The 11,027-nt window shown below is 65.8% G+C and carries 8 protein-coding genes; 4 read left to right on the forward strand and 4 right to left on the reverse strand.

The window, feature by feature from the left end:
* Positions 1–60: 60 nt before the first annotated feature.
* From ACFWHR_RS12870 to ACFWHR_RS12885, 4 genes are read left to right on the forward strand one after another with little or no spacing between them, the layout of a single operon-like run.
* The gene (locus tag ACFWHR_RS12870) at positions 61–1,554 is read left to right on the forward strand and encodes a carboxypeptidase regulatory-like domain-containing protein (RefSeq protein WP_382448692.1); all 1,494 of its coding nucleotides are present in this window, start codon (positions 61–63) and stop codon (positions 1,552–1,554) included.
* 16 nt (positions 1,555–1,570) lie between these two features.
* Positions 1,571–2,557, forward strand: coding sequence for a branched-chain amino acid ABC transporter permease (locus ACFWHR_RS12875; RefSeq protein WP_382448693.1), 987 nt, complete (start codon positions 1,571–1,573; stop codon positions 2,555–2,557).
* Positions 2,550–3,527, forward strand: coding sequence for an ABC transporter ATP-binding protein (locus ACFWHR_RS12880; RefSeq protein WP_382448694.1), 978 nt, complete (start codon positions 2,550–2,552; stop codon positions 3,525–3,527). Before ACFWHR_RS12875 ends, ACFWHR_RS12880 begins: the two co-directional genes overlap by 8 nt.
* Positions 3,524–4,324 (forward strand): ABC transporter ATP-binding protein, encoded by an 801-nt coding sequence (locus ACFWHR_RS12885; protein WP_382448695.1) that lies wholly within the window; start codon positions 3,524–3,526, stop codon positions 4,322–4,324. Before ACFWHR_RS12880 ends, ACFWHR_RS12885 begins: the two co-directional genes overlap by 4 nt.
* A 97-nt stretch (positions 4,325–4,421) precedes the next feature.
* On the opposite strand, the gene ACFWHR_RS12890 is transcribed toward ACFWHR_RS12885, so the two are convergent.
* From ACFWHR_RS12890 to ACFWHR_RS12905, 4 genes are all read right to left on the reverse strand, one after another.
* Entirely contained in the window at positions 4,422–5,681 is a 1,260-nt protein-coding gene (locus tag ACFWHR_RS12890; protein WP_382448696.1) for an ABC transporter substrate-binding protein, read from the reverse strand.
* 128 nt (positions 5,682–5,809) lie between these two features.
* Positions 5,810–9,541 (reverse strand): AAA family ATPase, encoded by a 3,732-nt coding sequence (locus tag ACFWHR_RS12895; RefSeq protein ID WP_382448697.1) that lies wholly within the window; start codon positions 9,539–9,541, stop codon positions 5,810–5,812.
* 97 nt (positions 9,542–9,638) lie between these two features.
* Positions 9,639–10,034: a DUF4260 family protein gene (locus tag ACFWHR_RS12900; protein WP_382448698.1), complete on the reverse strand. Its 396-nt coding sequence runs from the start codon at positions 10,032–10,034 to the stop codon at positions 9,639–9,641.
* Positions 10,035–10,182: 148 nt separating this feature from the next.
* A complete protein-coding gene (locus ACFWHR_RS12905; protein ID WP_382448699.1) occupies positions 10,183–10,737 on the reverse strand; it encodes a GNAT family N-acetyltransferase in 555 nt (184 codons plus the stop codon).
* Positions 10,738–11,027: the final 290 nt, after the last annotated feature.

An 11,027-nucleotide genomic window follows, 5' to 3' on the forward strand; every position in this document is an offset into this window, starting at 1 on the left:
TAGGCCATTCTCAGCAGCGTCGATGAGTTTGCGATGCTGCATCACCCACCCGGAGGTACCGTGACGTCTCCTGTAGCCAGATCGAGGCTCAACCGACGCAGCACCGGCATCGCCCTGCTCAGCGCGGCGCTCCTGATCACACTGTTGAGCTTTCTGATTCCGTCGGCTCCCGCCTACGCCGTCGACTGTGCGCCGAGCCCAGACACCGGGTGCCTGCAGGGCATCATTAAGTCGAGCGACGGTACCCCGGCGCCCGGGGTGACGATTGACGTCACCGGTGAGGGCGACTCGCAGACCGTACAGACCGACGCCGAGGGCCGTTGGAGCTTCGCCGTCACGAGCGCAGGCGACTACGAGGTCAGTGTCAAGGAATCGACGCTCCCCGCCGGTCAGTTCTTCAAGAACGCTTCGAGCCGCACGCTCACCGTTGAGCTGTATGACTCGGCCAGCGCACTGTTCCCGCTCACCGACGATCAGTCGAAGGCCACGGCCCCGACCGATTCGGGAACCGAAAGCACGGGCAGTTCCGGCAGCGACGCCGCGAGCGATGGGAAGTCGGAGGGCGGCGAAACCACCGGCGGCCAGACCCCCGCCGCGGCCGATGCATCGTCTACAACCGGAACAGACGCGGGCACCGGTGCCGGCGCGAGCCAGGCGACCGCGGGCGACGGATTCTCGTGGCCACGGTTCTGGCAGCAGTTCGCATCGGGCATCCGCATGGGCCTCCTGCTCTCGCTCGCGGCGCTCGGACTCTCGCTCGTTTTTGGCACCACTGGAGTCAGTAACTTCGCGCAGGGCGAGATGCTCTCGATGGGCGGCATGCTGGCATTCCTCTTCATGTCTTTGACGCACAACATCTGGCTCGCGGGCATCATCACGGTCGCGCTCATGGCGCTCTTCGGCTATCTACAAGACAAGGCGCTCTGGAAACCGTTGCGCAAACGGCGATTGAGTCTGATGCAGATGATGATCGTGTCGATCGGCCTTTCGATCGCGCTGCAGAACCTGTTCCAATTCATTTTCGGTGCTCAAATTCTGCGCATCGTCACGAAGACCCCCGAGACCGTCACCATCCTCGGAATCACGCTCACCGTGCAGTCGTACGTCGCAATGGGCATCGCGCTCCTCGCGATCATCGGTGTCGGCGTCGCACTGAAGTTCACGCGATTCGGTCGCGCGACTCGCGCTGTCGCCGACAACCCGGCTCTGGCCGAGGCCTCGGGCATCAACGTCGACGGCATTATCCGCCTTGTGTGGACCGTGGGCACGGCGCTCGCTGGCCTCGCTGGCCTGCTGCTCGGACTCGTGCTCAACGGCGTCGCATGGAACACCGGCTGGTCGTTCCTGCTGCTGCTGTTCGCCGCGGTTGTGCTCGGCGGCATCGGCACGGCCTTCGGCGCGTTTGTCGGCGCCATGATCATTGGCCTCGTCGTCGAGATGGCGAATATTTGGCTGCCGGGTGACCTGAAGCACGCCGCGGCACTGTTCATTCTGATCATCGTGCTGCTCGTGAGGCCGCAGGGCATCTTCGGGCGCGCAGAGCGCATCGGCTGAGGGATAGGGACACACCATGGACTTCTGGATCGGACTGCTCGAGTCAATCGCGCAAACGGCTCTCTCCCCCGTCACCGCCGCCTTCGCGGTCGCCGCCATCGGGCTCAACATTCACTTCGGCTTCACCGGGCTCATGAACATGGGCCAGGCAGGCTTCATGCTGATCGGCGGCTACGGCTTTGTGATCGCGACGATGAGCGGGCTGGGGTTCTTGCCAGCCATCATCATCTCGGTGCTGGCCTCCGCGCTGTTCGCGGTGCTGCTCGGCATTCCGACGCTCAAGCTGCGCGGCGACTATCTTGCGATCGTCACCATTGGTGCCGCGGAGATCGTGCGCATGGTCGCCCGCCTCGCGAATCTTACGCCGATCACCGGCGGCCCGAGCGGTATTCAAAGCCCGAATTTCCGCGAGGAGTTCAACGCGCTCGCGCCGCTGTCTGAAGGCCGGACAACCTTCCTCGGAATGACCTACACCAACGTGGGTGTCGATGACTGGTGGAGCCGCATTGTCGCTTGGGGGCTCGTCGCACTCTTCCTGCTCATCACGTGGTTGCTCATGCGGAGCCCGTGGGGCCGTGTGCTGCGCGGCATCCGCGAGGACGAGGACGCGATGCGCAGCCTCGGCAAGAACACGTTCTCGTACAAGATGCAGGCGCTGATTATCGGCGGCGTGATGGGCGGCTTCGGCGGGATCCTGATGTCGCTGCCCGCCGCAATCAACCCCGACGGCATGGGACGACCGACCACGTTCAACCTGTGGATGATCATGCTGCTCGGTGGCGCTGCAACGATTCTGGGCCCGCTCCTCGGCGCGATCCTGTTCTTCGTTGTGCGACTCGTAATTACCAGCGTCGCCGGCGAGTTCGTACCCGCATCCATCCTCAATTCCCAGCAGACAGAGCAGCTTGCCTGGGTACTGATCGGGGTGATGCTCATGCTGCTCGTGATATTCAGACCGCAGGGCATCCTCGGGGATAAGAAGGAGCTGTCGTTCAATGTCTGACTACCCCTACGACCGCGCGGCGCTGCGGCGCGAACTCGCGACGCTCGACCAGCAGCCCGGCGCGGCAAAACCCGACCCGATTCTGACCGTCGACCGGGTCACACGCCGCTTCGGCGGCAACGTCGCGGTGCAGGTCGATCACCTCGAAGTGCAGCGGGGCGCGATCACCGCACTGATCGGGCCGAACGGCGCCGGCAAGACCACGTTCTTCAACCTGCTGACCGGGTTCGACGCACCGTCAAACGCAGCGGGTCCGTTCCGCTCGGGCGGCGACCGTGCCGCGTGGAGCTTCAATGGCCAGGCACTCACGCGCACCAACGCTTCGCGTGTCGCGCGCTCCGGCATGATTCGCACGTTCCAGCTCACGAAGGCGCTCTCGCGCATGACCGTGCTCGACAACATGCTGGTCGGCGCGAACAACCAGCCAGGAGAGGGCCTCTTCGCGAGCCTCGTGAAGCCCATCTGGGCCGGGCGTGAGCGGGAGAATGTCGCCCGGGCCGAAGAGATCCTCGCCCGTTTCAAGCTCGATGCGAAGCGGGACGATCTCGCTGGGGGCCTGTCGGGCGGCCAGAAGAAGCTGCTCGAAATGGCGCGCGCGCTGATGTCGAACCCGGCGATGATTATGCTCGACGAGCCGATGGCCGGCGTGAACCCGGCGCTGACTCAGAGCCTGCTCGACCACATCCAGCTGCTGCGTGACGAGGGCACCACAGTGCTCTTCGTTGAGCATGACATGCACATGGTGCGCCACATCTCCGACTGGGTGATTGTCATGGCGCAGGGCGAGATCATCGCAGAGGGCCTGCCCGAAGAAATCATGACGAGCGCGGCCGTTGTTGATGCGTACCTGGGTGCGCACCACGATCGCGACCTCGGAGATGACGACGTACTCACCACTGGCGTGCTCACGGCCATTGCCGCCGAGGTCGCCGCAGAAGAGGCAGAAGCCACGCAGGAGGAGAGCCGATGAGCGCTGAGACCAGCACCGCGAGCGCGAGCACGGGCGGAGCCGTCGAGCCCGTCATCCGCGCGTCGCACCTTGTCGCCGGCTACCTGCCGGGCATCGATATCTTGAACGATTGCACGCTCGAGGCGCGACCCGGCGAACTCGTCGGCATTATCGGGCCGAACGGCGCGGGCAAGTCGACGCTGCTGAAATCACTCTTCGGTCTCGTGAACATTCGCAGCGGCACGGTGACCCTCAACGGCAAAGACGTGACCTCTGCCCGCACGAACGAGCTCGTGCGGCAGGGCGTCGGGTTCGTGCCGCAGTCGAACAATGTGTTTCCATCACTGTCGATCGAAGAAAATCTGCAGATGGGGCTGTACCTGAAGCCACGCGAGTTTGCCACGCGAATCGCGGAGATGTGGGAGCTGTTCCCCATGCTTGCGGATCGACGTCGCCAGCTCGCGGGGTCGCTCTCGGGGGGCGAGCGCCAGTCGGTCGCGATGGCGCGCGCGCTCATGATGAGCCCGAGCGTGCTGCTGCTCGACGAGCCGAGTGCGGGGCTTTCACCCGTGCGCCAGGACGAGACGTTCATCCGCACGCGTCAGATCAATCAGACGGGCGTGACGATCGTGATGGTCGAGCAGAACGCTCGCCGCTGCCTGCAGATCTGTGATCGCGCCTATGTGCTCGATCAGGGCGCGAACGCGTACGAGGGCCCCGGCCGCGAGCTGGCGAATGACCCGCGCGTGATCGAGCTGTACCTCGGCACGCTCGCCGCAGACGTCGAGGCGAAGGCTGGCGGGCAACAGCCCGAGTAGCTCTGAAGCAGCACCCCGTAACGTGAAACGGCGGGCCGACCTCCCGAGGGAAGCGGCCCGCCGTTTCACGTGCTGCGGGTGAGGAGCCCGGGGCGAACTAGCCCTGGATCTCGTCGACCGGAAGCGGCGTGTTCGTCTCGTCGAACTGGTAGATACCCACCAGAGCCGTCGAGGGCTCATTGTCCTTGTTCAACGGCCCGATGCCGGCCTTGCCCGAGTACTGGATGTCTTTGTCGTCCTTGAGCAGGGCGAGGCAATCCTTGTACGTCGAGCACTTCTCGCCGCCGTCGGCACCCGAGACCGCGAGCAGGTTCGCCCGAATTGTCTCGGCATCGGCGGAGCCACCCTTTTCGGCGGCGAGTGCGACGAGCACCACCGCGTCGTAGGTCTCTGGAGCGAAGTTCAGGCTCTTGGAGACATCCGGGAACACCTCTGCAAGTTCGGCCTCGAAGCCGTCGTCGACGGTGCGACCGGGAGTCGTGCCCTGCGCACCCTTGAGCGTGCCGGGATCGAGATCCGGGTACGGCGTCGTGTTGCCGTCGACGAGGTACAACTTCGACAGGTCGAAGCCCTGCGCCTTCAGCTCGGGGATGATCTGCTGCGCCTCAATGTAGCTGAGGATGGCAATCGCCTCGGGCTTCGTCGCGAGCACTGCCGAAACCTCAGAAGAGAACGAGGTTTGCCCCTCGGGGAATTCCTCGCCGTCACCCTTCGCACCGTACGTGATCTCAACGCCCGCGTCTTCGAGGGTTGACTGCAGGTTGTCGCGGAGGCCGAGGCCATAGTCGTTGTTCAGCGCGAGGATGCCGACGCTGGTCGGGCCGTCCTTCACGACGAGGTTGCCGAGCGCCTTGCCCTGAATGGTGTCAGAGGCAATCGTGCGGAAATAGAGCGGGTTGATGCCCGCGAGTGCGATGCCGGTGTTTGAGGGAGAACCCATCAGGATTCCGGCCTCGGTCAGCTTCGGCATTGCTGCGTTGGTGTTGCTCGTACCCATTGCACCAAGCACGAATGCGGGCTCCGCCTTGATGATCTCATCGACGCTCTTCGAGATCACCGTTGGATCATTGCTGTCGCCCTCGTTCCCCTCTGCGACAACCGTGACATCTTTGCCCAGCACGCCACCGGCGTCGTTGATGTCTTTCAGGGCGAGCTTGACTGCGCCCTGCGGGCCGTAGATGAGGTGCTCGAGTGCGCCCGTCTGCGGCAGAAGCGTCGCGATCTTGAGCTCAGACACCTGTTCGCCGCCCGCATCGCCGCCACCGTCGGAGGACGTGCTTGAGCACCCGGCTAGAACCAGACCGGCGCTCGCAAGCAGTGCGATGCCGCCAAGGGCTTTTCGAGAAATTCTCCTCATGAATATCGCCTTTCGCATTTCGATGCCGCTGCTCTGCGGCACACAGCACGAGCTTATCGAGAGCGGCGCCACTTTCTTGCGCTGACCGCCCCGATCACCTGAATCGTAAGCGTCTCGTGATTTTGGAGCTACGCGACCTCTTGCCCGACCCGCTGCCCAACGACCGCGGAAATTCCATCCTGGCGCATCGAAACGCCGTAGAGCGCATCGGCGATCTCCATGGTGCGCTTCTGATGCGTGATGATGATGAGCTGCGAGTTCTCGCGCAGGCGCTCGAATACCTGCAAGAGGCGCCCCAGGTTGGCGTCGTCGAGCGCGGCCTCGACCTCGTCGACGATGTAGAACGGGCTCGGCCGGGCCTGGAAAATCGCCATCAGCCATGCGACTGCCGCGAGCGAGCGTTCCCCGCCCGACAGCAGCGACATTCGCTCAACCTTCTTGCCAGCGGGGCGCACGGCGATGTCGATACCCGTATTGAGCAGGTCGTCGGGGTTGCTCAGCGCAATCTCGCCAGACCCGCCCGGGAACAGAATCGGAAACACCTCGGCGAACGCGACGCGTGTGTCTTCGAATGCCGCCGCGAAGATGCCCTGCATCTTCTGGTCAAGCTCCTCGATGATCGCCATCAGATCGGCACGGGTCTTCGTGAGATCCTGCAGCTGTTCAGTGAGGAATCCGTGCCGCTGTTCGAGAGCGGCAAACTCCTCGAGCGCGAGCGGGTTAATGCGTCCGAGCTCGGCGAGGCGCTTCTCGGCCTTCGCGAGGCGGCGTTCTTGCTCGGCGCGCACGAAGGGGTGAGTGCTGGGTTCGGTGCCGTTGACTACCGAGGCGTCAACTGAGGCCTCGGGTGTTTCGGTCTCCGCGCGCGCTACCGCGTCTGCCGTGAGTCCGAGTTCGGCGGCGAGCTGCGCTTCGAGGTCGTTGGCAAATTTGCCCGACGATTCGGTCGAATCTGCCGTCGCTTTCGCGGCTTCATGAGCGACGGCGTCAGATGCGGCACTCAGCTCCGGAATCGGCACGTCGGGGCCGTATTCGGCAATCAGCACGTGTTCGACGAGCCCGAGTTCATTACCGGACCGCTCGAGCAGGGCCGACAATTGCAGCTTACGCTCGTAGCTTTTCAGTTCGGCGCCGTGCACCCGCTCGGTCAGGGTCTGCAACTTGTGTCGCAGCTCCGACTCTTCCGAGCGCAGCAGGGTGAGTTCCTGGCTGTGGCGAGCCCGCTCCTGTTCAGCGTGCTGCTGGGCTAGACGCGCTTCGGCGAGTGAACGATCGCAGGCGTCGAGGATCGCCGGGAGCAGCCCGCCCACCCGCTCTGCCTGCGCCACCTGTCTCGCGCGCAGCACGGCGCGACGTGCGGCCTCCTCCGCTGCTTGCTGCTCAGCTTGGAGTTGCTCGCCGAGCGTGGTGCGCTGCACGGCCGCGGCGCGAGCGCGCTCGCGCGCTGTTTCGAGCGCGAGGCGGGCCTCGAGCTCAGCTGCACGCGCGCGTTCGACGTCGTCGGCGAGGCCTGGGCGCTGGCTCGCGTCAAGAATGGGGCGCGGTTCAGACGCTGCCTCATCGAGGGCCTGGGCGGCGCGCCCGGCCTCGACCGCCGCAGCATCCGCCGACTCCGAGACCGAGGCAAGCGCCTGGCGTGCACGCTCTGCCTCGGCAACCGCCGACTCCGCGCGAGCGGCGAGCCGGTTTCGCTCCTGAGCAACCTCCGCGAGGCGCGCGTCGGCGGCGCGCAGCTCAGCAAACGCCTCCTGGGCGTCGGTTTTGGCTCGTGCCGAGGCCGCGCGCAATTCGGCGAGTTCGGCCTCGTGCTCAGCGACGGCCTCGGCGACCGCTGAGCGGCGCAGCTCGGCTTGCTCGAGCTCTGCCGTCAATTCAATGCGAGACGGGGCGAGCACCGATCCGCCGCTCACCGTGTGCGCGGTGACGACGTCGCCCGCCCGGGTAACGACGGTGAAACCGCCCGATGGCCAGTGCTCCCCCAGCGTCGTAGCCGCCGCGACCGCGCCGCTCAAGTCGTCCGCGATGTAACTGCGCGCGAGCAGTGCGCGGACGCCATCGGGGGCCTCCAGCAGTGCGTCAATCGCTCGCGTCGCACCGGACACCGTCGGCACATCATTGTCGCGCGGCGCCCCAGACCGCTCGGCGACATCGGCGATCACGGCACGCAGCCTGCCGAGATCTTGTGTGCGCGCCGCGTCGACGACCTGGCTGGCCGCATCGTGAGTCTCGGCGAGCAGGGCGTCAGCGAACGTGCCAAGCGCCGCGGCGATGGCGGCCTCGCTGCCCTCGGCGACGCGCACGTGATCGGACACCCTGCCAGTGACGCCCGCCGGAGCTTCGGCGAGTAGCGCCGCTGAGGCGTCGCGCTGATCGAGCGACCGCGTGAGCGCGCTGACGCGGGCCTCGAGCCCAGCAAGCTCCTGTTCGAGGCGGTGCAATTGCTCGCGAACTTCGTCACGGCGCTGCTCGCTGGTGGCCTGTCGTTCTTGAGCGGCGCGGTACGCCTGATCCCGATCCTCACCCGATGGCGCCTCAGCCGCGTCGCTCCCAAGGTCCTCTTGTTCCTCGAACCCGGCCAGCTGCTCTCGAGCCTCCCCAGCGCGCGCCTCTGCCTGTGCGAGCGCGTGCTCGCGGCGCTCGACCTCCTGTGCGACGGTCGCCCGCTTCTGCTCGGCCGCTTCTGCTCGACCCCGTAGCTGCGACAGCTGCAGGTCGTGTTTGGAGACGAGTTCACTCTGCTCGGCAATGTGCTCGTCGATCGCGTCGAGCGCCTGCTGCGCGGCCCGCGTTGCGGTGCCGGCCCGCTGCCACGCGGCCTCGGCCTCGGGAATGAGTGCCTGTAACCGCGCAGCTTCTTGCCCCGCCTCATCAACGGACGCCCGCGTGACGCGGTTCACCTGCTCGGGGGCCTCGGCCTGCGTCGCGAGAAAGGTGAGGCGCTGCTGGGTCTGTGCATAGAGCCCGCGCAACTTCGACTGCACCGATTCGAGGCCGATCGTGACGCGACGTGCGGCGTCGAGCTCGTCGCTCTGCTGGTTCTGCTCCAGGCGCTGAATGCGCAGCTGCTTCTGCTCGACCTGCTCCTGCAACACAATGCGTTCGGAGTGCTGCTCCGACTCGTCACGAGAGAGTGCATCGAGCTCGGTGCGCAGACGGTGCACATCGTCGGCGAGCAGGCGCGCTTTGGCGTCGCGCACCTCGGCGGCGATGCCCTGCGCGGCGCGCGCCACCTCGGCCTGACGCCCGAGCGGCTTGAGCTGGCGGCGCAGTTCGCCCGCGAGATCGTTGAGCCTGGTGAGGTTCGTCTCCATCGCTTCCAGCTTGCGCAGGGTGCGCTCTTTGCGGCGGCGGTGTTTGAGAATGCCAGCGGCCTCCTCGATGAAGCCGCGGCGATCCTCTGCCGTCGCGCGGAGCACCGCGTCGAGCTGCCCCTGGCCGACGATCACGTGCATTTCGCGGCCAAGCCCGGAATCGCTCAGGAGCTCTTGCACATCGAGCAGACGGCACCCTTCGCCGTTGATCGCGTACTCACTCGAGCCGTTTCGAAACAGCGTGCGGCTAATCGTCACTTCGGTGTAATCGATCGGAAGCGCGCCGTCTGAGTTATCGATGGTCAGCGTCACGGCGGCGCGACCGAGCGGACCCCGCGTCGAGGTGCCGGCGAAGATGACGTCTTCCATCTTGCCGCCGCGCAGCGTCTTCGCCCCCTGCTCCCCCATCACCCAGGCGAGGGCGTCGACAACGTTCGACTTGCCCGAGCCGTTGGGTCCGACAATGGCCGTGACGCCGGGCTCGAATTGGAAGGTGGTCGGCTGTGCGAAGGACTTGAATCCTTTGAGCGTCAGGCTCTTCAGATGCACGCCGTCTCCCTTCCGTTCACCACGCGGGCGTTGGTGCCTACAGTCGCCTACTGTATGGCACGCGCGCGAGGTCGCCGATGAGGCGCTCCCTGAAGGGTTAGATAGTGAAGCCCACCGGGATGATGCTGCCGTCGGAGTCGCGGAACCCGAAACCGAACGCCCGATCCGCAGCGATGTGCACGAACCAGGCGGCGCCCGCGAGCGCAATGTAGACGAAGCCGCCGTCGACGCCGCCCGTGATGAAGAAGGTGATGAGTCCGATCACGAGCAGTGCGATCGGAATGGTCATCGTGTGCACCGTGTTGTAGAGCCGTACGCGGCCGGGCTTCAGGCGCCCGCGCTCTGCAAATGCCCCGAGCAGCGAGAGGTCAGGGCCGAGCCCAAACACGATCGCGACTACCACGGCGGCGGGCCCGAGCGCGACGCACACCAATACGATGACGACGAACCAGACGGCGGCACCCATTCCCCAGCTCAGGCGCATAAAGTTCATCCGCCCAGTGTAGGCGCCCGCGGCGTTCCCCTCGCCACCTGGAGGCGACAGAAACTCCGTCTCTCAGCCCGTTTTAGGCGGAGTTTCTGTCGCCTCCCGGGTGGGTGAGCCGGGTCGAGCCGGGTCGCCGGGTCGCCGGGTCGCCGGGTTACTGGCCGACCACGCTGTCGGTGCGGAGCCGGGAGTAGAGCTTCTGGTCGTGCCAGCGACCGCCGCGCCACTGCGCGTTGCGGAGGATTCCCTCTTCGGAGAAGCACGCCTTCGCAAGGGCGCGTTGCTCTGCGATGTTGTTCACATCGGTCCAGGCTTGCAGCCGTTCAACGGTGGAGTGAGCGAACAAGTACTCCGCGAGCAGCGCTTGTGCGCGGGAGCCGATCCCACGCCCTCGTTGTTCGGCGACGACACCGATCGCGATCGTCCAGCATCGTGAAGTGGCACGTGGTCCCCAGAACCCGGGAAACCACTCGACAGTGCCAGCCCAGTCGCCGTCTACGAGCACGGTGAGCAATCCACCGTCGGCGCACAAGCATCCGGATTCGGCGAACTGCCGCTCAAGCGACCGCTGATCACCGTGCCCGAACCACTGAAACTCACCGGTACCTGATTCGCCCATTCGAACCTCGCGAATGCGCGCGAGGTCGGCCTCACGCAGCGGGACGAGCGTGATTGAGTGCGCCTCGGCGGGGCCAGCGGGTTCAGACATTGCCCCAGAATACTCAGCCGTGGGCTTCGGCGAGGTGGCTGAGGCCGCTGCCATCTCAATGTGGCGACAGAAAGTCCGTCTCTGGGGCCGTTTTGAGCGGAGTTTCTGTCGCCTCCGGGGTGCGGCCGGGGCGATCCCTGGCCAGGGCCCTTTGGAGGCGACAGAAACTCCGTCTCTCAGCCCGATTTAGGCGGAGTTTCTGTCGCCTCCAGCGGGCGCCGGGCAGTGGGCGCCAAGCCCCGGGCGCCGGCGCCCGGGGCCGGCGCCCGGGGCCGGCGCCCGGGCGCCCC

Origin of the sequence: Leucobacter sp. NPDC058333 (assembly GCF_042726155.1) — a bacterium.
Lineage (GTDB): Bacteria > Actinomycetota > Actinomycetes > Actinomycetales > Microbacteriaceae > Leucobacter.